The sequence below is a fragment of the Brevundimonas sp. TWP3-1-2b1 genome (assembly GCF_049896165.1).
Lineage (GTDB): Bacteria > Pseudomonadota > Alphaproteobacteria > Caulobacterales > Caulobacteraceae > Brevundimonas > Brevundimonas subvibrioides_B.
The window spans coordinates 24,598-49,938 of sequence record NZ_JAFCTT010000017.1 but is presented as its reverse complement, the minus strand read 5'-3'; the positions used below and the strand labels follow the sequence as shown (position 1 = coordinate 49,938).

Annotated in this window: 26 protein-coding genes; 13 read left to right on the top strand and 13 right to left on the bottom strand. The window is 67.3% G+C overall.

What is annotated here, in order from left to right; translation table 11 throughout:
• Nucleotides 1-150: 150 nt before the first annotated feature.
• Both ACP7AB_RS14750 and ACP7AB_RS14745 read left to right on the top strand, forming a co-directional pair.
• A complete protein-coding gene (locus ACP7AB_RS14750; protein WP_425990589.1) occupies nt 151-816 on the top strand; it encodes a hypothetical protein in 666 nt (221 codons plus the stop codon).
• 12 nt (nt 817-828) lie between these two features.
• On the top strand, nt 829-1,362 hold the full coding sequence (locus tag ACP7AB_RS14745; protein WP_425990587.1) for a hypothetical protein: 534 nt from the start codon (nt 829-831) through the stop codon (nt 1,360-1,362).
• Between the two features lie 146 nt (nt 1,363-1,508).
• Here the strand turns inward: ACP7AB_RS14745 and ACP7AB_RS14740 are convergent, their stop codons facing one another.
• The 3 genes from ACP7AB_RS14740 to ACP7AB_RS14730 form a co-directional block, all read right to left on the bottom strand.
• On the bottom strand, nt 1,509-1,814 hold the full coding sequence (locus tag ACP7AB_RS14740) for a hypothetical protein (RefSeq protein WP_425990586.1): 306 nt from the start codon (nt 1,812-1,814) through the stop codon (nt 1,509-1,511).
• 1 nt (nt 1,815) lies between these two features.
• A complete protein-coding gene (tgt, locus tag ACP7AB_RS14735; protein WP_425990584.1) occupies nt 1,816-2,925 on the bottom strand; it encodes a tRNA guanosine(34) transglycosylase Tgt in 1,110 nt (369 codons plus the stop codon).
• Nucleotides 2,926-3,381: 456 nt separating this feature from the next.
• The gene (locus tag ACP7AB_RS14730) at nt 3,382-4,242 is read right to left on the bottom strand and encodes an acyl-CoA thioesterase (protein WP_425990582.1); all 861 of its coding nucleotides are present in this window, start codon (nt 4,240-4,242) and stop codon (nt 3,382-3,384) included.
• Between the two features lie 216 nt (nt 4,243-4,458).
• Here ACP7AB_RS14730 and ACP7AB_RS14725 point away from each other — a divergent pair, with 216 nt between their 5' ends.
• Together ACP7AB_RS14725 and ACP7AB_RS14720 are read left to right on the top strand one after the other, a co-directional pair.
• A complete protein-coding gene (locus ACP7AB_RS14725) occupies nt 4,459-4,962 on the top strand; it encodes a winged helix-turn-helix transcriptional regulator (protein WP_425990580.1) in 504 nt (167 codons plus the stop codon).
• Nucleotides 4,959-5,717, top strand: coding sequence for a glutathione S-transferase family protein (locus tag ACP7AB_RS14720; protein ID WP_425990578.1), 759 nt, complete (start codon nt 4,959-4,961; stop codon nt 5,715-5,717). The genes ACP7AB_RS14725 and ACP7AB_RS14720 overlap by 4 nt, the downstream gene beginning before the upstream one ends.
• A 128-nt stretch (nt 5,718-5,845) precedes the next feature.
• Here the strand turns inward: ACP7AB_RS14720 and ACP7AB_RS14715 are convergent, their stop codons facing one another.
• Nucleotides 5,846-6,412, bottom strand: coding sequence for a hemerythrin domain-containing protein (locus ACP7AB_RS14715; RefSeq protein ID WP_425990576.1), 567 nt, complete (start codon nt 6,410-6,412; stop codon nt 5,846-5,848).
• 155 nt (nt 6,413-6,567) lie between these two features.
• Between ACP7AB_RS14715 and ACP7AB_RS14710 the strand changes: the two genes are divergently transcribed.
• Nucleotides 6,568-6,846 (top strand): hypothetical protein, encoded by a 279-nt coding sequence (locus ACP7AB_RS14710; RefSeq protein WP_425990574.1) that lies wholly within the window; start codon nt 6,568-6,570, stop codon nt 6,844-6,846.
• 304 nt (nt 6,847-7,150) lie between these two features.
• Here the strand turns inward: ACP7AB_RS14710 and ACP7AB_RS14705 are convergent, their stop codons facing one another.
• From ACP7AB_RS14705 to ACP7AB_RS14670, 8 genes are all read right to left on the bottom strand, one after another.
• Nucleotides 7,151-7,360, bottom strand: a complete 210-nt coding sequence (locus ACP7AB_RS14705) for a hypothetical protein (protein ID WP_425990572.1) — start codon at nt 7,358-7,360, stop codon at nt 7,151-7,153.
• A gap of 275 nt (nt 7,361-7,635) precedes the next feature.
• Nucleotides 7,636-8,127, bottom strand: a complete 492-nt coding sequence (locus tag ACP7AB_RS14700) for a hypothetical protein (protein ID WP_425990570.1) — start codon at nt 8,125-8,127, stop codon at nt 7,636-7,638.
• A gap of 212 nt (nt 8,128-8,339) precedes the next feature.
• Complete coding sequence (locus ACP7AB_RS14695) at nt 8,340-8,543, bottom strand: hypothetical protein (protein WP_425990569.1); 204 nt, start codon at nt 8,541-8,543, stop codon at nt 8,340-8,342.
• A 101-nt stretch (nt 8,544-8,644) separates the two neighbouring features.
• Nucleotides 8,645-9,874 carry a tRNA 2-thiouridine(34) synthase MnmA gene (mnmA, locus tag ACP7AB_RS14690; RefSeq protein WP_425990567.1) on the bottom strand — a complete coding sequence of 410 codons (1,230 nt, stop codon included), beginning with the start codon at nt 9,872-9,874 and terminating at the stop codon, nt 8,645-8,647.
• Between the two features lie 100 nt (nt 9,875-9,974).
• The gene (locus tag ACP7AB_RS14685) at nt 9,975-10,259 is read right to left on the bottom strand and encodes a DUF1153 domain-containing protein (protein ID WP_271085516.1); all 285 of its coding nucleotides are present in this window, start codon (nt 10,257-10,259) and stop codon (nt 9,975-9,977) included.
• A 173-nt stretch (nt 10,260-10,432) separates the two neighbouring features.
• Nucleotides 10,433-11,872, bottom strand: a complete 1,440-nt coding sequence (locus tag ACP7AB_RS14680; protein WP_425990564.1) for a flagellar hook-basal body complex protein — start codon at nt 11,870-11,872, stop codon at nt 10,433-10,435.
• A gap of 12 nt (nt 11,873-11,884) precedes the next feature.
• Nucleotides 11,885-12,640 (bottom strand): flagellar hook assembly protein FlgD, encoded by a 756-nt coding sequence (locus ACP7AB_RS14675; RefSeq protein WP_425990562.1) that lies wholly within the window; start codon nt 12,638-12,640, stop codon nt 11,885-11,887.
• Nucleotides 12,641-12,644: 4 nt separating this feature from the next.
• Entirely contained in the window at nt 12,645-14,078 is a 1,434-nt protein-coding gene (locus ACP7AB_RS14670) for a flagellar hook-length control protein FliK (RefSeq protein WP_425990560.1), read from the bottom strand.
• A 396-nt stretch (nt 14,079-14,474) separates the two neighbouring features.
• Between ACP7AB_RS14670 and flgK the strand changes: the two genes are divergently transcribed.
• From flgK to ACP7AB_RS14630, 8 genes are all read left to right on the top strand, one after another.
• Nucleotides 14,475-16,595, top strand: coding sequence for a flagellar hook-associated protein FlgK (flgK, locus tag ACP7AB_RS14665; protein WP_425990558.1), 2,121 nt, complete (start codon nt 14,475-14,477; stop codon nt 16,593-16,595).
• Complete coding sequence (locus ACP7AB_RS14660; protein ID WP_425990556.1) at nt 16,595-17,551, top strand: flagellin; 957 nt, start codon at nt 16,595-16,597, stop codon at nt 17,549-17,551. The genes flgK and ACP7AB_RS14660 overlap by 1 nt, the downstream gene beginning before the upstream one ends.
• A gap of 66 nt (nt 17,552-17,617) precedes the next feature.
• A complete protein-coding gene (locus ACP7AB_RS14655) occupies nt 17,618-18,859 on the top strand; it encodes a putative DNA modification/repair radical SAM protein (RefSeq protein WP_425990554.1) in 1,242 nt (413 codons plus the stop codon).
• Nucleotides 18,859-20,454 carry a UdgX family uracil-DNA binding protein gene (locus ACP7AB_RS14650; protein WP_425990552.1) on the top strand — a complete coding sequence of 532 codons (1,596 nt, stop codon included), beginning with the start codon at nt 18,859-18,861 and terminating at the stop codon, nt 20,452-20,454. Before ACP7AB_RS14655 ends, ACP7AB_RS14650 begins: the two co-directional genes overlap by 1 nt.
• A 107-nt stretch (nt 20,455-20,561) precedes the next feature.
• Entirely contained in the window at nt 20,562-21,680 is a 1,119-nt protein-coding gene (locus tag ACP7AB_RS14645; protein WP_425990549.1) for an MlaE family ABC transporter permease, read from the top strand.
• Nucleotides 21,677-22,495, top strand: coding sequence for an ABC transporter ATP-binding protein (locus ACP7AB_RS14640; RefSeq protein ID WP_425990547.1), 819 nt, complete (start codon nt 21,677-21,679; stop codon nt 22,493-22,495). The genes ACP7AB_RS14645 and ACP7AB_RS14640 overlap by 4 nt, the downstream gene beginning before the upstream one ends.
• A gap of 9 nt (nt 22,496-22,504) precedes the next feature.
• On the top strand, nt 22,505-23,443 hold the full coding sequence (locus ACP7AB_RS14635; protein ID WP_425990545.1) for an MlaD family protein: 939 nt from the start codon (nt 22,505-22,507) through the stop codon (nt 23,441-23,443).
• Nucleotides 23,440-24,045, top strand: a complete 606-nt coding sequence (locus tag ACP7AB_RS14630) for an ABC-type transport auxiliary lipoprotein family protein (protein ID WP_425990543.1) — start codon at nt 23,440-23,442, stop codon at nt 24,043-24,045. Before ACP7AB_RS14635 ends, ACP7AB_RS14630 begins: the two co-directional genes overlap by 4 nt.
• Here the strand turns inward: ACP7AB_RS14630 and ACP7AB_RS14625 are convergent.
• Nucleotides 24,042-25,304 carry a toxic anion resistance protein gene (locus ACP7AB_RS14625; protein WP_425990541.1) on the bottom strand — a complete coding sequence of 421 codons (1,263 nt, stop codon included), beginning with the start codon at nt 25,302-25,304 and terminating at the stop codon, nt 24,042-24,044. The genes ACP7AB_RS14630 and ACP7AB_RS14625 overlap by 4 nt on opposite strands.
• Between the last annotated feature and the right edge of the window lie 37 nt (nt 25,305-25,341).

Genomic DNA, 25,341 nt, shown 5'->3' with positions numbered 1-25,341 from the left:
TCTTATCTTTTGCGGGTGGCTACCGCTTGCGACGCGGTTGCTCGCGGCTTGAGCCACAAGTGTTCTCCTTCCTTTCATGATCGATCCGTCGGCCGCGTGGACTTCGTGCGGGTCGCCGGTATGGTGCGGCACCATTCGGGGAGGACGGACATGCGGAACATCGGGATCATGGCGGCTTCGGTCGCGCTTATCGGGCTGACGGCCTGCAACCAGACCGAAGGCAAGGCCGACGCCGGTCCGGCTCCAACCCAGGCCGCTGCGCCGCAGCCCAGTCAGATGATGCAGGAGACCTTCGTCAACTGCACCTGGGGCGAGACGCAAGGGTCTGGTCTGTCGGTCTGGAGCTATGCCTGTCCCCAGGCCGGCAATACGCACATGGTCCATGACGCCAGCCTGCCGGGCTTCGCGCTGGAAGGGACCTACGACGGCCAGACCGCGCGCAGCCCGACGATTATCGTGTTCAAGAAGGCCGCCGACGCGCCGATCGACGCCGTCCTGGCCGAGATTCGGACCAAGTCGCCGGGGCCGCACACGGCCCAGTGCGTGCTGGCGCGCCCGACCTATGACGGCGTGGCCGAGGGCATCTATCATCTGGTGCCGCCCGAGCCGATCAAGACCCGGTGGGAGACCTTCTCCTCCGGCGACGGCAGCGGCGAGCCGATGGATCCGCCCTGTGGCGACCTGGGCGAGCAGATGTCGGGCGATCACGTCTTCTATGTGCAGGACGGCGATCCGACGACCGTGCTGTGGGTCAATTTCGGCAGCGAGATCCAGCCGTTCACAGCCGAGTCGATCCGGCCGTTGAACGCGGGCTAGGTTTTGGTGCCGTTGCGTCGCGTCCTCCTTTCGATCTCGGTTCTGGCCCTGCTGGGCGGCTGTTCGACCGCACGGCAGGTGGGGGCCGGCTTCGGCGATGCGGTGACGTCGCCGCTGGTCGACCTGAACGTGCGCCGGGACCAGATCCCGACCGTGTTGCTGCAGGCCCAGGCCAATCCCTATGACCGGCGCAATCTGAACCAGTGCACGACCATCGGCGCCGAGGTGGCGCGGCTGGACGAGGCCTTGGGCCCCGATCGGGACGAGCCGCCGGCGCCCGACAGTCCGACCCTGAATGAACGAACCCAGGACGCGCTGGCGGAGGCGATGCTGGCCGCCATCCGGGACGCGACGACGGACTTCATTCCGTACCGCAGCTGGGTGCGGCAGCTGACCGGGGCCCAGGCGCGGTCGAAGGCGGTTCAGGACGCGGTCGAGGCCGGGCGGCTGAGGCGGGCCTTCCTGAAAGGGCTGGGCATGCGGGCTGACTGTGCGCCGCCGGCCTCGCCCGCCTGGTTCCAGCCGACGGGACGGTCGCAACGGTAGTCTTGTTCCTCCCCCGCTGGGGGAGGGGGATCGCGAAGCGGTGGAGGGGGCTAACCCCAGACGCTGTCGCTTGCGTCGGGCCCCCTCCGTCACGGCGCGAAGATGCGCCGCGCCACCTCCCCCCAATGGGGGAGGATTGATTGCCGTCAGCGGCCACCCGGCCGGCGCGGATCGCTGCGATCTCCTCTGATCTGGACCGCGCCATCCTTCGAGAAGGCTTCGAACGACGGCTTGTCGATGTTGCGGAACTCGCCGGTCCTGTCCCAGTCCCAGTCGAAGGATATCCGCTCGCCCTTGTGCGCGAACTTGCCGGACCAGTGGGCGAAGAAGGAATATTTGTCGCCGCCGATGATGATGACGTGGCGGTGCAGGGCGGTCTCGTTGCCGTCCGGGCGGGGCGGTTCCTCGAGATAGGTGTTGTAGGCGTGGAAGCCTGACTTCTCGATCCGCATCTCAGTTCGACGTGTGGCGGGTGTGGAAGTCGCGGCGGAACTGGTCGAAGCGGCCGTGCTGGATGGCGTCGCGCATGGCGGCGGTCAGGGCCTGGAAGAAGGCGATGTTGTGCCAGCTGAGCAGGATCTTGCCGAGGATTTCGTCGGCGCGGATCAGGTGGTGCAGATAGGCCTTTGAATACTGCGAGGACGGGCCGGAGAGGATCGGGTCGAGCGGATCCTGGTCCTCGGCGAAGCGCGCGTTCTTGAGGTTCATGGGGCCGTGCCAGGTCCAGGCCTGGCCGTGGCGGCCGGCCCGTGTGGGCAGGACGCAGTCGAACATGTCGACGCCGCGATACACCGCCTCGACCAGGTCGATCGGCTTGCCGACGCCCATCAGATAGCGGGGGCGGTCGGCGGGCAGCATGTCGGGGGCGTAGTCGAGCACCTCGCACATGGCCGTGTGGCCTTCGCCGACCGCGAGGCCGCCGATGGCGTAGCCGTCGAAGCCGATCTCCCGAAGCTGGTCCGACGACTGGCGGCGCAGGTCCTCGAAGGTGGAACCCTGCTGGATGCCGAACAGGGCCTGGGTCTCGCGCGTGCCGAAGGCGGCTTTCGAGCGGGCGCCCCAGCGGATGCTGAGTTCCATGGCGGCTTTTGCAGCAGGTTGCTCGGCCGGCCAGGCGACGCACTGGTCGAGCTGCATCGAGATGTCGGCGCCGATGCGGTCGGCCTGGATTTCGATCGACCGTTCCGGCGACAGGACGTGTTTTGAGCCGTCGATGTGGCTGGCGAAGGTGACGGCGTCTTCCTTGACCTTGGAGATACCGGCCAGGGACATGACCTGGAAGCCGCCAGAGTCGGTCAGGATCGGCTTGTCCCAGCCCATGAATTTGTGGAGGCCGCCGAGCCGCTCCATCCGCTCGGGGCCGGGGCGCAGCATCAGGTGGTAGGTGTTGCCCAGGATGATGTCGGCGCCGGTCGCCTTGACCTGTTCGACGGTCATCGCCTTGACCGTGGCAGCGGTGCCGACGGGCATGAAGGCGGGGGTGCGGATGTCGCCGCGCGCGGTCTTGAGCACGCCGGTGCGGGCGCGGCCTTCGGTGGCGGAAATCTCGAACGGGAAGGGCAAGGGCGGGTCTCGGTAAGGGGAGGCGCGTCTTAGAGCGGGGGCGTGGCCTTGGGAAGACGGCGGGGCGGACTGTAAAACATCGTCCGAAGCGTTCGAAGCGGTCGGGTCGGCGCGACTCCAAAAATGGAGTCGATAGAGTCGACAGAGTCTACATCGGGGGCGGTGTGCGAGCAGAATTGTCAAAGATCGTGCGCAGTGTCGCACGGTTTCGAGGGGCGCCTGCGATAAAGGCTTTAAACAGAGCCGGGCATTGATTTGAAAGGTGGATTCCGGGGATCCGTTGATGGGTATGGACCAGGTCGCACCCCAACCGGGCATCCCCGCGAAGGCGGGGACCCAGGTTTTAGCCAAGGCACGGTGCGCGGGATCGCCGACAGCGTGTGCTCGGTATCGCCAGTCGCCCAAAGTACTGGGTCCCCGCCTTCGCGGGGATGCACGGAATCCACACAGCCGTATTCAGCGCGCAGGCCTCACCGGCGCCAGCTTCCTGCGTTGTCGCGCCAGCGCCAGGGGCGTGCCGTCGGTGGCCCAGACGGTGGCTTCGTCGACGGTCCAGCCGGAGCCGAAGTCGAGCATGCGGAACTCGAAAAAGGCCCAGCCGTCGGGGCAGTGTTCGGGCGTCGGGTCGGTGAGGATGTCGTAGCGGAGATCGACCGTGGCCATGCCCAGCGGCTTGTCGATGGCGGTCCAGACCGGCGGATACAGCGCGTCCAGCAGGTAGCAGAGGCCGATGACATCGAGCGGGCCGCCGTCGCGGATCTTCATCCAGCAGCGCTCGATGACGGGGCGGCCGGGGACCGGCTGAAGGATGTGGGGGCCGGTCTCGAAACGATAGTCGACGTGCTGGGAGAAGCGCGGCGCCATCGGGCCTTCGAGGTCGCGGCCGGTCTGGAGCGCGCCGAGCGGAGGCAGGGCGGCCAGCGGGGTCAGGGCCGGGCCGGGGACGTCGTCGCCGAAGGTGGCGGCGGCGTGGTTGGTCAGGCGATCCTGACCCTCCCTGTCCTTCTGGGTGACGTCGACCTGGGCGAATGCGGCGCTGCGGCCGCCGCGCAGCAGCCGGGGCGTGAAGTGGATCGGCTGACCGAAGCGGGCCGGGGTCATGTACTGGACTGACAGGCTGCGCAGGGGGGCGGTGATGCCGAGGCCCTGCTGCATCGCAGAGGCGCACAAGGCCGCGATCAGGCCGCCGAACGGGAAGCCGGTCTCCGGCGGGGCGTTGAGCCGACCGTTGGAGAAGTCGCCGTGCAGGTCGGCGCTGAGCGCGCCGTCGTCGCCGGGCGCGAGGGTCAGGGCTTCCGTCATCGTCTGTTCGGGCATCGTCGGTCTTTCCATCTCCCTCCGTGCACCCCGGCGAATACCGGGGTCCACGATGAAAAGGAGGCGGGCGGCAAACAGGTCGCCGCCCGCACAGTTCAGGAATGCAGGAACGCCGCGAGGGCTGCTCGCCGTGTCCGTAGCCAAACAAGACTGACCTACTGGGTTCCTTTTGGCAACCCTCTTGCCAAACCGCTGACGCGACGTCACCTTCGTGTCATGGGACGCACAGCCGACTATTCTCGCCAGAGCTGCTCGATCGCCGCGACGCTCGAGGTCATCGGCGATCCGTGGACGCTGCTGGTCATCCGCGACGCCTTCCAGGGCGTGAAACGGTTCGAACAGTGGCAGGAGCGGCTGGGCGTGGCCCGCAACGTCCTGGCGGCGCGGCTGAAGACCCTGGTGCAGCACGGGGTGCTGGAGCCGCGGCTGTATTCGGAGCGGCCGCCGCGGAACGAGTACGTCCTGACCGCCAAGGGCAAGGATCTGTCCGACGTGCTGGTCACACTGCACGGCTGGGGGGCAAAGCATGTCTATGGCGAGGAGAGTGCGGGTTTCGACATGATCCACGCGACCTGTGGCCACTCCCTGCAGCCCCGCCTCGCCTGCAGCTGCTGCGGCGAGCTGGTGAACCGGCGCGACATCAAGCTGACCCGCGTCGAGAACTGTCCGACGGTCGGGGAGGTCATGCCCAGGGAAACGACTGCGGAAGAGGCGGCGTGAGCCAGCCGCCGGTCACCCTGATCGGCAATCCGGTCTCGCCCTATGTGCGCAAGATCCTGGCGATCTGCGCGGTGAAGGGGATCGAGGTCGCCATCGATCCGATCACCCCGTTCCGGGGCGACGAGCGCTTCTCGAAGATCAGCCCCTTGCGGCGCATCCCGGTGTGGATCGAGGGCGATCTGACGCTGTGCGACAGCAGTATCATCGCCCAGTATATCGAGGACACCCGGCCCACGCCGTCGGTGTTGCCGACCGATCCGAAGGACCGGGCGAGGGCGCGCTGGATCGAGGAATACGCCGACACCCGGCTGTTCGACGTGCTGGGCTGGAAACTGTTCTTCCAGATCGCCATCAAGCCGCGCATCCTCAAGGAGCCGATGGATCAGGACCTGGTCGAGCACGCCAGGGCGGTCGAGATTCCCGAGACGTTCGACTATCTGGAGAGCGTGATGCCGACCGGCGGCTTCCTGTTCGGGGCTGAGGCGGGGCTGGCGGATTTCAGCCTGGCGCCGGCCTTCCTGAACGCGCGGGTCGTGGGGACCGAGGTCGACGCCGGACGCTGGCCGAAGCTGGCGGGCTGGCTGGGACGGGTCGAGCGGGACACGCCGCTGGCCAGGCTGAACGCTGTGGCCATGGCCTTCATGACGACGAAGCTGGCGGACCAGCCGGCCATGATGGCCGAGCATGGCTATGTGCTGGCGGAGCGGTCGCATGACGGCGGGCGGGCCATGCGCGGGCCGATGTCGCCGACCTAGGGCGTTCGACAGGTGAGTTGCGGCGCCCTTGGAGCGCGGACCTCCAGGTCCGCTCTTCGGCGGCGCAAAGAGCGGACCTGGAGGTCCGCGCTCCTTTGAGCCCCTTTGAGGGCCGAACGCTCCAGGCTTCAGCCTTTGAAGTGATCCGCGTGGCGGGTGATCAGGGGGATGACGATGTCCTCCTCGTCCCCGAGATGGCGGGACAGCGACGGACCGGCCTTGTCGAGGGCGTCGGCGAGGCGGGCGGCGGCGTCGCTTGCCGTGGGCGCAGGGCCGCTGACGCCTTGATGAAAGGCGAGGCCGGTCTGGAAAAGGGTCTCCAGATGGCCGTGGATGACGTCATGGTCGCGATCCAGCAGGTCGATGCCGGCGCCGATGCGGGGCTCCACCTGACGCATGGTCGGGAAATAGTGGTGGGTCTCGATGTTGTGGTGGCCGTCGAGGTGCTGGAGGAACGACTGCAGCGTCGGGATCAGCCGGCGGTGCAGGTCGGGCAGGGCGAGAGCGCCTGAGCGCCACTGGCCGGTCAGGGCGTCCATAGCTGCGGCCTCGCGGCGGAAGCCGGAGTGCATCTGCAGCCAGAACCGGGCCATGGCCGCGACCTCATGGCCGTGCCAACGGTCGCGGGGCAGGTCGGCGAGCAGGTAGCGATACGGCTCGGGCAGGCCCTGGCGGGCGGAGAGGTCGTCGGACATGCGGCCCTATAGCAGACCGGTCAGCGTCAGCGCGCCCTGGTCGACCCGTAACACCAGTCCTCGCAGTCCTCGGTCGGGACCATGTAGGCTACTGTCGCCATTTCTCTTACGTTTCCGGCTACGACCAGGCGCATGCCCTGTTCGCGAGACAGACGGTGGCCGCCGCGCTGAAACTCGCGAAGGGTGACGGGGCGTTCCGTCCCGTCGGCCAACGGAATCCAGGCGAAGACGCGGGCATGCAACTGGCGAAAGCCGCGATGGCCGAAGAACTGCTGGAGATCCCGATCCAGTGTTCGCCGATCCGCCGGATTCGCGCTGACCCAGCACAATTTGTAGTGCGCAAGGCCATGTTCGCCGCTGTTGATCCAGGTGCCCGCCGTCAATATGCGAACTTCCGTATCGTCTTGCGTGCGCGTAAATCCTCGCAATTCTAGGGCCACGGACATGTGAAGGTTCGGAAAGTCTTCGGGTCGAAGCTCGGTGAAACCGTCTCGTCGCGCCCTGTCCCAGGTCGCGTAGTGATCCCCGTCCGCGCTGAAACAGTAAGTTTGGGCGAGGTCAGTGAGATCAGAAGGTGCTTGCGCTGGAGGCGTCATTTGGCCCCACGATGTCGCAATCAGCGCGGCTGGCGAGACCAAAACCCGAGAGACAAGACTCATGGCATCCGATGAATAGCGAGCGGAGACAGGCGCAAATGGCTCAGCCGCGACATGTTGCCCGCGACTGAGCCGCTAAGTATTAACGGGGCACCACCGGACAAGTGCTGCCGGACTCGTCTTGGCAGTTGTTGTAACACATCGAAAGCATCGTGTCGTTGCCGTTGTAACCATCCCAACAGGCGCTGAAGCAGGCCGTGCAGGATGCGCTGCGTGCGTAAGCGGAGAACGGCGACAGAGCGACGATGCTCAGCGCCGCCACAGCGGCGGCGGCGAATTTCAGTTTCATCATGATTCAACCCTCCCATGCGGAAAAGCTCGCGCGCAAATCTCACCCCAATAGGTTGTGCAAGTCAACCGGCTGGCGAGTTTGGCTGATGGGTTGTCGCAGGGCCAGACCGCCACGGCCGTGGTGCTGGAGATGAAGCCTCCGCCCAGCAGACGGTCGGGATCGGCGGGATCGCAGAGGGCGCCGGCCTGGCCGGGGGGCGACGCCTTCTTGTCCGGTTTCGAAGACGCTAGCGGCCCAACCAGACCATCGGAGCCAATCCTTTCCGCATCCGCGGCTCAGTAGCACCAGTCCGCACAGGAACTGACCGGCGTCATGAAGGTCACCGACACCTGGCCACGCCACTCGCCGGTCAGAACGACCTTCATTCCCCGTTCTCTGGACAGGCCGAAACCTTGAAGGTCGAAGTCTCGACGAGACACGCTCTCGCGCGAGCCGTCCGGCTGGGTCACCCACGGATACATGAAGGCGCCTTCCTGTCGGAACCTGCGGACGCCCAGATACGCCTGCAGCTCCCGGTCGACTTCGCGCCGGTTTGCGTCAGCGGCGCTGACCCAGCAGAGGTGATAGTAGGTGTCTTCGCCGTATTGCCGCACGCGATTGGCGGCGGTGAGCACGCGAATTTCGACGCCGTCAGTGGTCCTGGTAAACCCGCGCAGTCCTCTGGCTCCGGGCAGCCGAAGATTTGGGAAGTCTTCCATGTTCAGGGGGATGAAACCGTTCCGGGCCGCCAAGGTCCATGTCAGAACCTGATCGCCGTCCGGACCCATACAGTATTGATCCGCGAGGCCTACGAGGCTTGAGGAGCCGCTGTAGACGCCGTCATGCCGCTGACCTGCTTGCAGGAGTGCAAAGGTCAGGAATATTGATATCGCAGACGATACGGTCATTCCGTCCTGGCTTCGCAAGAAGAGGCGGCCAGGACTGGATGTCCTTCATGGCGAAGGAAAGCAATCTGGCCGCCTGATGTTCGAAGATTATCCTAGAGTATAACCGGACAGGCGTAGCCATTCTCGTCCGTGCAACTGTTGATGCACTGGGAGAACATCGTATCGTTGCCGTTGTAGGCATCCCAGCAAGAGCCGTAACAGGCGGTGCAGGCGGGACTGCCTGCGTGGGCGGAAATCGGCGTCAGGGCGACAATCATCGACGAGGCCAGGGCGGCGGCGAATTTCAGTTTCATCATGATCCAACCCTCCCATGCGGAAAAGCCCGCGCGCAAATCTCACTCCATTAGGTTGTGCGAGTCAACCGGATGGCGAGTTTGGCTGACGGGTTGTCGCAGAGCTAGACCGCCACGGCCGTGGTGCTGGCGATGAAGCCTCCGCCCAGCAAACGGTCGGGATCGGCGGGGTCGTAGAGGGCGCAGGCCTGGCCGGGGGCGACGCCTTCTTCCCCGGTCTCGAAGACGATCGAGATCGCGCCGTCCCGAAGCGTCAGACGGGCGGGCGAGGGCGGGCGGGTCGAGCGGACGCGGGCGAGGACCGGGGCATGGGCTTCGGCCGCCGCTTCGATCGAAGCGTGGTCGCCCAGCCAGTTGGTCTCGTCGAGCGTCAGGGAGGCGGTCAGCAGGGCCTCGCGCGGGCCGACGATGACGCGGCGGTTCTCGGGGTCCAGCTTCGTCACGAACAGGGGCTCGCCCACGGCGACGTTCAGGCCGCGGCGCTGGCCGATGGTGTAGTCGGTGATGCCGGCGTGATTTCCGAGAACGCGGCCGTCCATGTGCACGATCTCTCCAGCCTCGCGGCCCTGCGGGCGCAGGCGGTCGATCAGGGTGCGATAGTCGCCGGACGGCACGAAACAGATGTCCTGGCTGTCGGGCTTGGAGGCGATCTTGAGGCCCAGCGACTGGGCGACCCCGCGCACGGCGGGCTTTTCCAGACCGGCGAGCGGGAAGCGCAGATAGTCGAGCTGGTCGCGCGTGGTGGCGAACAGGAAATAGGACTGGTCGCGCGAGGGGTCGATGGCCTTGCGCATCTGGGTCTGGCCATCGGCGGCGACGGCTCGCCCGACATAGTGGCCGGTCGCCATGGCGGCGGCGCCGAGGTCGCGGGCGACGTCGAGCAGGTCGCGGAACTTGACCGTCTGGTTGCAGCGGATGCAGGGGACCGGCGTGCGGCCCTGCAGATAATCGTCGGCGAACTGGTCGATGACGGCGTCGCGAAAGCGGCTCTCGTAGTCGAGGACATAGTGGGGAATGCCCAGCATCTCGGCGGCCAGACGGGCGTCGTGGATGTCCTGACCCGCGCAGCAGGCGCCCTTCTTCTTGAGCGCCGCGCCGTGGTCGTAGAGCTGGAGCGTCACGCCGACGACGTCGTAGCCGGCCTTGTGCAGCAATGCCGCGACGACGGTGGAGTCCACCCCGCCCGACATGGCCGCGACGACGCGCGAGCCGACCGGCAGGCCGACGGCCAGACGCGCGCTCTCGACCGCCTCGTCGATGTCGACAGGGACGATGGTCGGGATCGGGCAAACAGGCTCGCCCACGTGCCGGGATGGGAACGTCATGGCGCGCATATAGACAGGATGGGAGACGATTTCGAGGCCGATCCCCCAAACGGCAACGGCCGCCCCCGTTGCCGGGTGCGGCCGTTGCCGTCGTCTCGGGAGGAGACCTTCAGGAGCGGTAGTTCTGGATCCGCGTCGTGCGCAGGCCCTGCATGCCCCATTTGTCGATCGCCTTCTGCCAGGCGAGGAACTCCTCGGCCGTCAGACGGTAGCGCAGAAGCGCGTCGTCCAGGCTCAGGAGCCCGCCGCGCACGGCCGCCACGACTTCCGCCTTGCGACGAATGACCCAGCGGTCGGTATTCTCGGGCGGCAGGTCACGCATCGTCAGGGGGGTGCCCGTCGGACCGACGACATATTGCTCGCCTTGCTTGTTCACGCGTCGCTCTTGCAACATGGGCTTTTGCCTCATTCACCACCACCAATTGATCGTGAAGATAGCGAGGCGCCGCTAAGGCCGGGTTTAGCGTCGTGGTGAAGGAATGGATAAAATCCATCCTCTCCCGGAACGCCGTTTCGGCCGGTTGTTGAGTAAATTTTCATCTAGCTGAACGCCGCGTTACCTGAAGATCAGCGTTTGATGCTGATAAGTTCGGCCAACATCTCATCCGCGGTGGTAATGATCTTGGACGAGGCGGAGTAGGCGCGCTGGGTGGTGATCAGGCCGGTAAACTCCAGCGACAGATCGACCGTGGACGCTTCCAGCTGGGACGCTCCGATCAGACCTGCGCCGCCGGTGCCGGGGGCCTTGAGGTTGTAGGTGCCGGAGCCCTGGCTGACCCGGTAGGCATTGGCGTTGGCGACCGCGAGGCTGTCCGGGCTCGTGAAGGTGGCCAGGGCGACCTGGGCGACACGACGGGTGACGCCGTTGTCGAAGATGGCGGTGATATAGCCTTCGTCGTCGATCTCGATGTTCGACAGGTTGCCGAAGGCCGTGCCGTTGGTGGTCACGGCCTGGACGATCGAATCCGAGTCGTACTGGGTCAGGCCGCCCGCCGAGGCGGAGAGATCGAAGGTGATGGTCTGGTTGTCGATGCCGAGGGAGTCGCGCCACTGGGGCGCCACGGCCGTGCCTACCGTCGCGGGGTCGGAGGCGCCGAGGGTGATTGAGGCGACGGACGGATCGGCGAACAGCATGGTGCCCGGCGTCGCGATTTCGGCCGCCTTCATGCCGTCGACGTCGAGGCGGCCGTCCTGGGTGAACAGGACCAGGCCGGACTTCAGGATGCCGTTGGACGGCGTCGAGCCGTTCTCGATGTCGCTGGCCGGGATGACATGGACTTCCGCGCGCCATTCGTTCGGGTTGGCGGTCTTGATGAAGGAGTAGGCGATCGAGCGCTGGCCGCCCTTGGAATCCGAAGCGGGGATCGTGATCTGGAAGTCGGGCTTGAAGCCCGTGCCGGCCTCGGCATCGTACATGGACATCGAGTTGGTCGCCAGGCTGTAGGTGGCGATGTCGGGTGACACGGCCTGGCTGGACTGCAGGTTGGCGTTCAACTGGGCGCGGGTCGTGGCCTCGGCCGTTCCGCCGACCGAGCCGACGTTGATCGACTTGAGCTTGTTCAGGTCCGACGGGTCGCGGACGATCCCGCCCTCGGAGTCCACTGGCCAGCCCTGGAGATAGAGGCCGGCGGTGTTCTTCAGATAACCGAACTCGTCGACCCGGAAGGCGCCCGCGCGGGTGAACAGGCGGGCGTCGCCGGCGTCCAGGCCCTCGGACTTCTCCGTCGCTACGAAGAAGCCCTGGCCGGCGATGCCGAGATCGGTCGAGGATGTCGTGCGCTGAAGCTGACCGGCCTGGGAGATATAGTTTCGGGTCGTGCCGAGGATGCCGCCCGCAGAGTAGCCGGCGCCCTGGTTCTGGGCGTTGACGACGGTCGAGAAGTCGACGGTGGTCCGCTTGTAGCCGACGGTGTTCACGTTCGCGATGTTCTGCGAGATGGCGGCCAGGGCGGCGGAGTTGGCGGTCAGACCGGACACGCCGGCCAGCAGGGCTGAGTTGATGCTCACGACGTGGGCTCCTTAGGAAAGCAACTTGAGGGGGTTCAGGGCATCGGCGATGCGGGCGGCGAGGCTTTTCTCGTCGTCCTCGGCGCTGGCGGCGGAGGCTTCGGCGGCGGCGACGTGGTCCTGCAGTCCGAAGACGCTCGAGACAGGCACGATCGAGTTGCCGATGGTGAGGTAGGGGACGCCGTCGTACATCTCGACGCCGGTGACGCGGCCGCGGGTCAGGACCTGGGACTCGATGGTGTTCGTCCCGTTCATGGCGGTGACCTTCAGTGAATAGACGCCGCCGTCGGGCAACTGGTCGCCGGCGGTGGTCTTGCCGTTCCAGACGAAATCATGGGTTCCGCTCGTGCGGTCCGGGGCGGGGCCGGTCCAGACGACCTTGCCGCTCGAGTCCAGCACCTGGAGCGTGGCTTCGGAGGCCGCGGCGCCGAGTTCGTAGGACCAGTTGGCCGAGCCTTCGTCCAGCTTGGTGACGCCCCAGGCCGCCGTGGCGTTCTTGCCGATATAGTTGGATGCACCGCCCAGACCGCCGCCCTGCTGGGCCTCCAGCAGGCTGGTCAGCAGGTCGTTGGTGAGCAGCTGCTGCTCGACACCGGTCATCTGGGTCAGCTGGGCGGTGAACTCGTTGGAATCGAGCGGCGAAAGCGGGTCCTGGTTCTTCAGCTGGGCGGTCAGCAGCTGCAGGAAGGTCTCGAAGTTCGAGACCAGGCTGGCGCGGCTGGTTCCGGTGCGGCTGACGGCCTCGTTGGCGGTGATTGCGTCGACCATGGGGTCAGACCTTCATATCGACGCGGTCGGGCGTCAGGGTGAGAGGGATCCAGCGGCCCGGCGTCAGCAGACGGTCGGCGTCCGCCTCCAGCCGCGAGGCGGCGCCGAAGGCGCGGGCGTTGCGGGGATCGGGCCGGCGGTCGAAGGCCGAGCCGCCCTGCTGGCCGGCGGAGGCGTCGCGCTCGGCGAAGGACAGGGCGTCGTCAGCGACGGTGAAGCCCGCGTCCTGGAGCTGGCGACGCAGCTCATCGGCCCGGCCGCGCAGCTCGGTGGCGGCCAGGGGATTGTCGAAGGCCATCCGGGCGATGAGTTTGCCGTCCGCATCGATGTCGAGGCTGACGTCGACCTGGCCGAGACCCTCCGGCGTCAGGGCCATTTCGAAGCGGGTCGAGCGGCCTTCCAGCTTGCGCACGATCTGGGCGGCGATCTGGGCCGTGGTTTCGATGGTGGCGCGGGAAAGGGTGGAGAGGGCCAGGGACACGCCGGTCTCGGCGGGGCGGGCGTCCGTCGGCTGGGCGGCCGTGGCGAGCGGGGCCGAGACCCCCTCATCGGCGCCGGTCAGGACGAGAGGGACGGGGGGCGCGGCAGGCGGCCGGGTCGAGGCGGTTGAAGTCGAGGCGGTGGCGGCGGGGGCGGTGGCCTCCGGGCCGTCGGACGGGGGCGAGGCATCGGGATCGGGGGAGGCGCCGTTCCGGGCTTCGGCGCGGGTCGTCTGGGCGCGATCGATCACGTCGCGGGTGCGGGGCGCATCGACCGGAGCGGCCGGAGCCTCGACCGCCGCGGCGGTGGCGGCGGCCGGTCCGTCTTCCGCAGGGGCGGCTTCAGCGGAGGTCGAAAGGTCAGGGGCCGGTTTCGCCGGACGCGGCGGCGCCACGAGGGCTGCGGCGGGCGCGGCGGCCGGAGCTGCGGCAGGCATCGGGGCGGCGGCCCTGGCCTGTTCCGCCTGAAGGGCCGCGAGATCGGGCTGGTCTGCCGGCATGGGAGCGGAGGCCGTGGCGTCGGCCTCGACAGCAGGTATCGCTCCGACCGGTGTGCGGGGCTGCTCTCCCGGCGTGGGTGCGGGCGCCGTGGGCGTGGGAGGGACGAGATCGTCGGATGGCGCGGGCAGGGTTCCCGCTACGGGGGGGGCGGCTTCCGTCGTCACAACCTCGATGACGACCGGTGCGACGGTCAGCGGCGCCGGGGCGGCGACGGTCATCTCGTCCGTGCCGGGAGTCGTATCGACCACAGCTTCGGCAGCGGTGGCCTCGACCGGTGCGGGGACGGTTTCCGTCTCGTTCTTCGAACCGGTGGCGGCGGGCGTTCTGGCGGGCGCTTCCGGCGGGGCGGACTCGTCCAGGATGGCCGCGAAATCGGCGTCAGGCGTCGCTGCGCCGCGCTTCGGAGCGGCGTGGCCCAGGGCGGGCGCGGCAGGAATGGCGAGGCTGGGCGCGGACATGCGGCGGCAGGCAATTCACGACTGGAGGACAAGGGCGCCTGCTGCGCCGGAACATTCGGATGGGCCGTCGCAAGGGTCGGGCCAAGCGTCGCGCTCGATATCATCCAACTGTTTTCACTAGAGATTTAATGCGGTCGGCCAGGCTGCCGGGGTGGGCGTCAGCGACCTTTCTTGCCGCGCAGACGTCGCTTTTTGCCCGGCGCCCTTCCAAGACCTTTCCGGGTGCGCGCCACCCTGTTCCGGGTGTGGCCCGCCGTTTGCGATCTGAATCACCATGGTCCAGTCGCGTTCAGTGATGTTCAAGAAAAACAAGGTGTTGCTCTCGCCGCATACGCGCACGGCTGGGCAAGACGCGCAGCCTGCCGGGCAGGGCTTGCCGGGCGAAGGGTTAATCGGATGAGCCTGAGCACCATCCTGAACATCGCCAACTCGGGGCTGCAGACGGCCCAGACGCAGTTGCGCGTGGTCTCCGACAACGTCTCCAACGTCAACACGCCCGGATACGTCCGCAAGATCGCTGACCAGGTGTCGCTGACGACCCAGGGCGTCGGGTCCGGCGTCGAGGTGGCGCGCGTGCGCATCGCCACCGACCGGTTCCTGCAGGCCGCGGCGCTCAGCGCAGGGGCCGAGGCCAGCCGCCAGGGCGTGCGCTATGAACTGTACGACCGTATCCAGTCGCTGTTCGGCGACCCGGGCGGGGATACGGGCTTCTTCTCCCAGATCGACGACATCTTCGCGGCCTTCGCCGTGGCCGGCGAGGATGCCGTGTCGGGACCCCGCCGCCAGGATGCCCTGTTCAAGACCCAGGCGATCCTCGACGAGGCTGGCCGCATCTCCGGCCAGATACAGGCCGTGCGCGAGGACGCGGACGGCCGGATCCAGAGCGCCATCGAGAAGGCCAATAGCCTGCTGCAGCAGATCGAGACGCTGAACGTCGATATCGCCAAGGCCACGGTGCTGAACGGCGACGCCTCGGGGGCGCAGACGCAGCAGGCCCGGCTGGTCGATGAGCTGTCCAGTCTGATGGACGTGCAGGTGTCGCAGCGATCGGTCGGCGGGGTGTCGATCCGGACCGGCGCCGGCATCCTGCTGGCCGGGGCGGGCGCGGCGACGCTGCAGTACAATCGCGCGGGCACGGTCAACGCCGAGTCCGGCTTCAACGAGATCTGGGTCACCGAGCCGGGCGGGACCAAGCGCGCCTTCGCCGACGGGCTGAAGAGCGGCGAGATCAAGGGGTTGCTGGAACTGCGTGACGTCGACGCGCCGCAGGCGGCGGAGCGGCTGGCCGAACTGGTCACCCACGTCGTCGACGAACTGAACCGGGCGCACAACGCCAACTCCGCAGTGCCGCCGCCCACCACCCTGACCGGGAAGAACGTGGGACAGGACCTTACGACCGCCCTGACCGGCTTCACCGGCGGGACGACGATCGCGGTGGTGAACCCGACGACGGGTGCGATCACCACCCGCGTCGATCTGGTCTTCTCGGGAACCGGCGTCAGCATCAACGGCGGGGCGGTCACACCGATGGCGAACTTCCTGACCGACGTGAACACCGCCCTGGGCGGCGCGGCGACGGCCAGCTTCGTCGGGGGCAGCTTGAGCATCGCCGCAACGGGATCGAACGGTGTCGCCATCGCCGACAGCACGGCGACGCCCGGCGCCAAGGCCGGGCGCGGCTTCTCCCACTATTTCGGGATGAACGACCTGATCTCCAGCGAGCGGCCCGCCCTGTACGACCTGGGCATGACCGCCACGTCGGCGCACGGGTTCACCGCCGGCGAGACTTTGAGCTTCCGCTTCACCGGCCAGAGCGGGGCCAGGATCCGCGACATCCAGGTGGCGATCCCGGCCGGCGGGACCGTGGGCGACATACTGACCGCCCTGAACAGCACCGTGACCGGCGTCGGCCGCTACGGCAGCTTTGCGCTGGATGCGAACGGCGAGATGAAGTTCACGCCGCTGGGCGATCCGGCGCCGCGGATGAGCGTGCTGGAAGACACCACGATCCAGGTTCCCTCGGGCGTTTCGGCCACCGAGCTGTTCGGCCTGGGTGGCGGGGTTCGGGCGTCGCGCGCGGACGGCTTCAAGGTGCGCACCGACATCCAGCAGAGCCCTTCGAAACTGGCGCTGGCCCAGCTGAACCTGGCCGCGCCGGTCGGGACAGCGGCGCTGAGCTCCGGTGATGGACGCGGCGCGCTGACGCTGGCCGATGCGGGCCAGAGGACGACGAGGTTCTCGGCGGCCGGGGAAAGTCCCGGCGGCAACCTGTCGGTGTCGCGCTATGCTTCAGAATTGTCCGGCGAGATCGGCGGGCGGGCCCAGGCGGCCAAGACACGACAGGCCAGCGCCCAGGCGCTGGCCACCGAGGCCGATGCGCGCCAGGCCAACTATGAAGGCGTGAACCTGGATGAAGAGCTGGTGCTGATGACCACCTATCAGCAGGCCTTCAACGCCTCCGCCCGATTGATCCAGGCGGCCAAGGATATGTACGACACTCTGCTGGGGATGATCTGATGAGCCGCGTTTCGACAACCGGAAACTATCAGTCGGCGTTGCTGAACCTGATGCAGGCGCAGCAGGCCCAGACCGACGCTGGCGAGCGGGTCTCGACCCGCAAGATTGCGACTGACCTGACCGGCTACGGCCGCAGTTCGGAGACGCTGACGGCGCTGAAGGGCGCGGAGTCCCGCGTGCAGGGCTTCCTCAACACCGGTGAGGCTGTGACGGCGCGGCTGGACGCCCAGGACCTGGCCCTCAACCAGATCGCCGATGCCCTGGGCTCCGCGCGCGAGGCGATCGCCAGCGTCCTGGCTTCGGACTCGGCGTCGACCTTGATGCTGGACCTGGAGGGCCAGTTCCAGTCGGTCTCCAACGGCCTGAACTATCGCCATCAGGGCGGCTATCTGTTCGCCGGGGCCAACACCACCAACCAGCCGGTGACGGTGGCGACCCTGAGCGAACTTGCAGCCGCGCCGAGCGTGGCCGCGACCCTCGCCAACGACCAGATCAAGGCGGTGTCGCGGATCGCCGAGAACACCTCGGTCGAGACAGGCTACCTCGCCGATGGCTTCAAATTCGTCGAGGCCGACGGCGTCACCCAGAGCCACATTTTCGAGATCTTCCGCGACATCAAGGCCTACAACGACAACCCGGCCACCGGGCCGCTGACCGGCAAGCCGACCGATGCGCAGAAGACCTTCCTGACCGCGCAAATGAAGCGGCTGGACGCGGCCTCGACCGCGACTGTCGACACCGGGGCGCGCAACGGTTCGCTGCAGAAGCGCCTGGAACAGATCACCACCAGCCATGAGGCGCAGCAGTTGTCGCTGGAGAAACTGGTGTCGAGCCGCACCGACGTCGACCCGCTGAAGGCCGTGACGGAGTTGCAGCTGTCGCAGGTCGCCGTGCAGGCGTCGGCTCAGGTCGTGGCGCAACTCAGCGAAGTCTCGCTGTTGAATTACCTGCGATAGGTCCAGTCCCGGACAGACGAACGGTCACGCTGGACGTCGTTCCTGAAAAGGAACATACCATGAACGATGGCGCAGCTGGATCTCAGGAAGAAGTTGTCGGTGCTGGCCGACGCAGCCAAATACGACGCCTCATGTTCCTCTTCGGGCACGTCGAAGCGCGACAGCCTTGGCGGCAAGGGCATCGGTTCCACCGAGGGCATGGGCATCTGTCACGCCTATACGCCGGACGGGCGGTGCGTTTCCCTGCTCAAGATCCTGCTGACGAACTTCTGCATCTATGACTGCGTCTATTGCATCAACCGCGTGTCCTCGAATGTGCAGCGGGCGCGGTTCAGCGTGGACGAGGTGGTGGAGCTGACGCTCAACTTCTATCGCCGGAACTATATCGAGGGTCTGTTCCTGTCGTCGGGGATCATCCGATCCGGCGACTACACCATGGAACAGCTGGTGCTGGTCGCGAAGACGCTGCGCGAGGCGCATGACTTTCGCGGCTACATCCACCTGAAGCTGATCCCGGAGGCGGACCCGAAATTGGTCGAGGAGGCCGGGCTCTATGCCGATCGGCTGTCGGCCAATATCGAACTGCCGCGCGACGAGGCGATGGGGCGGTTCGCGCCGCAGAAGGATGTCGGGGTCATCAAGCAGGCGATGGCCTATGTCCGGTTGAAGGTCGAGGCGGCGAAGCCGGCCAAGAAGGATCGCGCCAAGCCTCCGAAGTTCGCACCGGCGGGACAGTCGACCCAGCTGATCGTGGGCGCGGACGGGGCGCCGGACACCGAGATCCTGGCCCGCTCGGCGTCGCTGTATGGCGGCTATGGCCTGCGCCGGGTCTATTATTCCGCCTTCAGTCCCATCCCCGATTCCAGTTCGGCCCTGCCGCTGTCGAGGCCGCCGTTGATGCGGGAGCACCGGTTGTATCAGGCGGACTGGCTGATGCGGTTCTACGGGTTTTCCGCGCCGGAGATCGGGGAGGCGTCCACGGAGGGGATGCTGGATCTGGCGATCGATCCAAAGCTGGCCTGGGCGCTGAATCAGAGGGCGCAGTTTCCGGTCGATGTGAATACGGCGCCGCGCGTGATGCTGCTGCGGGTGCCGGGGCTGGGGGTGAAGTCGGTGGACCGGATGATCTCGGTGCGCCGCTATCGCACGCTGAGGCTGGAGGACATCGCGCGGCTGTGCCGGGGTATCGACAAGGTGCGGCCGTTCATCACGGCGCTGGATTGGACCCCGGGCGGGCTTACGGATGCGGTCGATCTGCGGCAACGGCTGGTCGGGGAGCCGAAGGCCGAGCAGTTGAGCCTGTTCTGATGCCGATCGCTGAACTGGCGCACGAGACGGATTTCGACGGGTGGCGGAAGGCTGCGCGGGCGTTCCGGCTGGCCGGGGCGGAGCCGGCGGCTGTGCGGTTCGTGGTGGCGGGGGCGGAAGGGACAGGTTCGCTGTTTGATACCGTCATCGCCATGCATCCCGGCGAAGGGCGGGATCCCGTTGCCCACACGGGAATTGCGGCTGACGCACGGATCCTGAGCCGAGCGGGAACGAGCGACGTCCGTGATCTGGACCCCGACCTTCGCCGGGGTGCACTGAAAGGGGAGGGGGATGCACGGATTGAAGGGCCGTTCACCGTGCCCAAAGCCTTCGTGGACGTGGCGCAGGAGGTGATCCTGCACCGTTCCGCCGACCGGTTCGATCTGATGTACCGCCTGCTTTGGCGGCTCAGGGACGAGCCGGATTTGATGAAGGTGGTGTCGGATCGCGATGTCGCAGACGCGATGGAGCGGGCGAAGAACGTTTCCAGGGCATCGCACAAGATGAAGGCCTTTGTCCGGTTTCGATCGGTTGAGGACGACGCAGGAGAAGTGTTCGTCGCCTGGTTCGAGCCGGCGCATCGGGTGCTGGAGAAGACTTCGGGCTTCTTCGTGCGGCGGTTCACGACGATGCGATGGTCGATCCTGACGCCGGACGGATCCTGTTTCTGGGTCCCCGCCTCCGCGGGGATGAGCGGGGGTGAATTGTCCTTCGGGCCGCCTGCGAATGCGGCCGACGCGCCGCAGGACGACGAGATCGAGGAGTTCTGGAAGACCTACTACGCCTCGACCTTCAATCCGGCCCGGCTAAAGGTCCGGACGATGCAGGGCGAGATGCCCAAACGGTACTGGAAGAACCTGCCGGAGGCATCGTTGATCCCGGAATTGGTCGCCGCGTCGCACGCTCGAACCGAAGTCATGGTCGCCAGTCCGCACACCGAGCCCAACGCACGCCTCGCCAAAGCCATCGCCCGCTCCGTGCGCGATGGATCGTATGAGGAGGGTTTCGTCGCGTCCGATCTGGAGGAGCTGCGGCACGGGGTGCAGGCCTGCCGCCGCTGCCCCCTCTATAGTGATGCGACGCAAGGCGTGTGCGGCGAGGGACCGAAGAAGGCGCGGTTGATGATCGTGGGCGAGCAACCGGGCGATCAGGAGGACCTGGTCGGGCGGCCCTTCGCAGGGCCGGCGGGTGAGGTGCTGGATGCGGCGCTGGAGGAGGCGGGGATCGACCGGGCGGAGGTCTATGTCACCAACGCGGTGAAACACTTCAAGCACGAGCCGCGGGGCAAGCGGCGGCTGCACAGGACGCCGACAAACAGCGAGGTCTCCGCCTGTCGTTGGTGGCTGAATCAGGAGCGGCGGCTGGTGCGTCCGATGGTGACCCTGGCGCTGGGCGGTACGGCGGCGCTGGGCGTGCTGGGTCGGCCCGTCGCGGTGACCCGGGAGCGGGGCCGGCGGCTGTCGCTGTCCGATGGATCGACGGCGATGATCACGGTCCATCCCGCCTACCTGCTGCGCCATCCCGATGCGGAGGCCAAGGGCCGCGAGCGGGCTCTGTTCGTGCGCGATCTCAAGGCGGTGCGCGATCTTCTGTAGCCTTCGCGTAACGGCTGTTGCCCAAGGACGACGGCCCGTCTTCCATACGGTTCCGACACGGCGTTCGGGCATGGGCGATTCGCCCGGGCTCGTCTAAGGGTGGGCGTATGAGGACGGCCGATTTCCACATCGAGGACGCCAGGGGCGACGCGACCGTGCTGAAGCTCACGGGCGACTGGACGACTATGGGGCTCAACCAGGCCGCGATCCGTCTCGGGGAAAGTCTGCGCGGCTACAGCATCGAACACGTCGATCTGAGCGAATTGGGCCGGTTCGACACGGCCGGCGCCCTGGCCCTGGTGCAGGCGTCGAATTTCGCCATGCCCGCCAACGCCTTCGACACGCGTCCAGAGGCGGGCCGCATCTATGCGATGGTCGAGACGCTGGAGCGGCAGAGCGCCGAACCGCCGAAACGCCAGGCGCCCCTGGTGCGCATCTTCTCCAAGATCGGCCATGGCGTGCACGACGCTGCGGCCGAAATTCTGCTGTCGATGGCCTTCCTGGGTCGGCTGATGGGGGCGACGGGCTCCGCCTTCCGGCATCCCGGCGCCATCCGCTGGCCCGCCTGGGTGAGCCAGGCGGAGCGGTCGGGCCTGGACGCCCTGCCGATCATCGCCGTGACCAACTTCTTCATTGGGGCGGTCATCGCCTTCCTGGGAGCCGATCTGCTGACCCAGTTCGGGGCGGGCGTCTTCACCGTGCAGCTGGTCGCCGTAGCCGTGCTGCGGGAACTCGGCGTCCTCATCACCGCGATCCTGCTGGCGGGGCGCTCTTCCTCGTCCTTCGCGGCCGAGATCGGCTCGATGCGGATGAGCCAGGAGGTGGACGCGATGCAGGTGATGGGGGTCAACCCGTTCCAGGCCCTGGTCATCCCTCGCCTGGCCGCCATGCTCGTCATGGTGCCTTTGCTGACCTTCATCGGGATGGTCTCGGGCTTCCTGGGGGGCATGCTGGTGGTCTGGAGTCAGCTCGACTACGGCCCCGCCTTCTTCCTCCAGCGCGTCAGCGAAGACCCTGACATGGGGACGCACCTGATGGTGGGGCTGGTCAAGGCCCCCGTTTTCGCCGTTGTCATCGCGGCCATCGGTTGCCGTCAGGGCATGGCCGTCGCCGGGGACGTGGAAAGCCTGGGACGGCGAGTCACTGCCGCGGTCGTGCAGGCGATCTTCGCCATCATCGCCCTGGACGCCGTGTTCGCCCTGATCTTCCTGGAGCTGAACCTGTGAAGGCGGCCCGGACGACAACAGGCGCGGCCAACGACGCGTCGGGCGTCAAAACGCCGGAGACCCTGATCGAAGTGCGCGGTTTGCTGAGCCAGTTCGGCGATCAGGTGATCCACCGCGACCTCGATCTTGACGTCATGCGGGGTGAGGTTCTGGGCGTCGTCGGCGGGTCGGGTACAGGCAAGACGGTGCTGCTGAACTCCATCATCGGACTGAAAGAGCCGGAGGGCGGCTCCATCAAGATTTTCGGCCATGATGTCGGTGGCGCGACCGACGCGGAACGCGCTGACGTCGAGCGACGCACCGGCGTCCTGTTCCAGCAAGGCGCGTTGTTCTCTTCGCTGACCGTGCTTGAGAACGTCGCCTCGCCGATGGTCGAGCACACCAAACTGCCCAAGGACACCATTCGCGAACTGGCCGAGATGAAGATCGCCATGGTCGGTCTCAAACCCGAGAGCCACCACCAGAAGCCCGCCGAACTGTCGGGCGGAATGCGCAAGCGCGTGGGTCTGGCCCGCGCCCTGTCGCTGGATCCCGAATTGATCTTCCTCGACGAGCCGACGGCGGGACTGGATCCGATCGGGGCGGCGGCGTTCGACGAACTGATCCGAAAGTTGTCGGACGATCTGGGTCTGACTGTTTTCATGATCACGCACGATTTGGATAGTCTCTATGCCATCTGCGACAAGGTCGCAGTGCTGGCCGACAAGCAGGTGATCGAGAAGGCCACGGTGCAGGAGCTGGAGAAATCCGACCACCCGTGGATCAAGGAATATTTCCTGGGGCCGCGCGGACGCGCGGCGACCAAGGCGGCGTAGGGACAGACGATGGAACGAGACGCACACTACGCCGCCGTGGGCATAGCCACCGTCGCCCTGCTGGCGGCGCTGGCGGTGTTCGCCATCTGGCTGGCCCGGCTGCAGTTCAACGACGACTACGACATCTACGACATCGTCTTCTACGGGCCGGTGCGCGGGCTGTCGGAGGGCGGCGAGGTGCACTTCAACGGCATCCGGGTCGGGGAGGTCACCGATCTGAACCTGGATCCCGACAAGGGCGACCAGGTCATCGCGCGGGTCAGGCTAAACGGCACGACGCCGGTGCGGGTGACCTCGCGGGCCCAGCTGGAGCCTCAGGGCATCACCGGCCTGAACTATATCCAGATCACCGCCGGTACGGACGGCAGCGCCCTGTTGAAGACCCAGTATCCGGACAATGTAGTGCCGGTGATCCAGTCGCAGCCGTCGCCGATCGCGGAGCTGCTGTCGGGTTCCGGCACGGTTCTGGCCCAGACCGTGGATGCGCTGAACCGGATCAACCGGGTGCTGTCGGACGACAATATCCGCAGCTTCTCGACCAGTCTGAAGAACGTCGAGGCGCTGTCGACCGAGCTGGAAGCGCGCAAGGGCATGTTCGAAGACCTTGAGAAGGCGCTGGAGAACGCCAACGGCGCCATCGCCGAATACCGCGCCCTGGGCGTCGACGCGCGTCGCCTGGTCAACGAGGACGGCGCGGAGGCGGTCCGGAACATCAACCAGGCGACGGCTGATGCGCGCGAGGCCATCGCCTCGATCAACCGCACGGCCAACGCCATCGAGGGTCCGGCCGGGGAGTTCGCCACGACCGGCGTGCCGCAGCTGCTGGAGGCGATCCAGGGGCTGCAGGAGGCGACGGAATCCTTGCAGGGGTTGGTGGACGACGTGCGCGCCAGCCCGCGTGACTTCATCGGACGGCCGCCGTCCCAGGAACTGGAGGTCCAGCCATGATCCGCACCCTCGCCCTCGCGGCCATCGCCGCCGTCTCCCTGTCCGGATGCGCGCTTCTGTCGTCGCCGGACCCGGTGCAGCTGTATCGCTTCGGCGACACGGCGAGCCCGGTCGCGACGCCGGTCGCCTCGCCGGTGCAGATCAAGCTGCGCGCGCTCGAGATGCCGCAGGCGTCGCAGGGCGACCGGCTGCTGGGCGTCACCGGATCCGAAGCGGCCTATATCGCCGGCGCACGCTGGGTCTCGCCGGCCCTGATGCTGTACAGCGATGCGCTGGAAACCCGCTTCGGTTCCCAGGCGCGGACGGTCCGCCTGATCGGCCGGCGTGAGCTGACGCCGACGACGCGTCTGCTGGACGTCGACGTGCGCACGTTCGAGACCCGCTATGACTACGCCGGGGCGGCGCCGACGGTGGTGATCACGGTGCGGGCGCGGCTGCTGCGCTTCCCGGAGCGGACCGTGGTGTCGGAACAGACCTTCACGGTCAGCCAGCCGGCCGGCGAGAATCGGGTCTCAGCCATCGTCGAGGCCTATGACCTGGCGACGCGGGATGTGAACACTCAGATCGTGGCCTGGACCGACGCGAACGCGACCACGAACTAGGCTGCCAGTGCGGCCCCTGGAGCGGGCGCCGAGCGGGCGTCGAGCTCGGCGCGGCGGCCCTGCGCGGCCGATAGTTCATGACCCGCGGCGGTGATGCTCCCGGTCACGGCGGACGAGGCGTTCGACAACCGCACGCGGTCGGGGCGGACCGTCTTCGGCCGTTTGCCCGCGAGGCCCAGAGCATCCTGCCAGTCGGCGCGCCAGGCTTCGACGCCGTCGCAGACCTGTTTGAGCACCGCCGGGGCGCGGCAGTCGGCATTCTGGGCCGCGCGCAGCAGAGGCAGGCGACCGATCGCCGTGGCGCGAAGGGCCTCCAGGGCGACGAGCCTGGTTTCCAGCGGATGAGGCAGTGAGGCGACAGGCGCGGGCGGCGGTGCGGGTTCGGTTTGCAGCCCGGCTTCCGGGGCCGCAGACGCCTCCGGTGCAATCTTCACCTCAGGCTCGACGGACGCTTCCGCGACGACCCCGGCTTCGGCCGGCGCGTCTTCCAGGGGTTCGACGGCGGCGATGAGGCCTTCGGCGACGGGTGCGTCTTCGGCCTCCGGCGGAAGGATCGGATCGGTCGCCCGCGCTTCCCCGGTCGGCGCGATTTCGACGTGGTCGTCGACAGTCTCGACCTGTCCCGGTTCGGTCCTGTCCTCGACAGGCGAGACGGGAGTTTCGTCGTCGGCCTGGGCCTCGACCTGTTCGTGGACCTCTTCGGTCGGTTGGGGCGTCTCGACCTCGGCCGAGGGCGCCGCGGATTCAACGGTGGCGGGCGCCGGGGTCTGGTTGTCCAGCCAGATTCGCGCGGCGGCGATATGGGCGTCCAGTTCGGCGATCGCGTCCCGGGTTTCGGACCACAGGGTCTCCAGCGCCGTGCTCTTGCGGGCCAGGGCGCCGGCGCGGTCGCCGAGGTCGGAGGCGGACCGGGCCACGGTGGCGGCGGTGGAGTCCCAGGCGGCGCGGAAGGCTTTCAACCGCTTGCCTCGACTGTCGAACAGTCCTGCGAGGCCGCCGCGCGGCTCCAGCCGGGCGGGATCGAGGCCGGCGACGTGGCTGCGGACCTGATCCAGCAGAAGCAGGCATTCGCCAAGGTCGCCGCTGCGGGTCTCGGCCAGGGCGCGGTCGTTCAGCGAGGCGAGGGCGGCGCGGGCGTTCTCGCCGAAGGCGGCGCAGGTCTCGGGCTCGTCGACGATGGTGTAGCGCAGCGTGGCCACGCGTTCGGGATCCGGCTTTGGCGCGCCGCCCGGCGGACTGATCGACCCCGCAACTTCCATGTCACCCTCCGTCGCGGCCTCTTCGTGCCGATCCCGG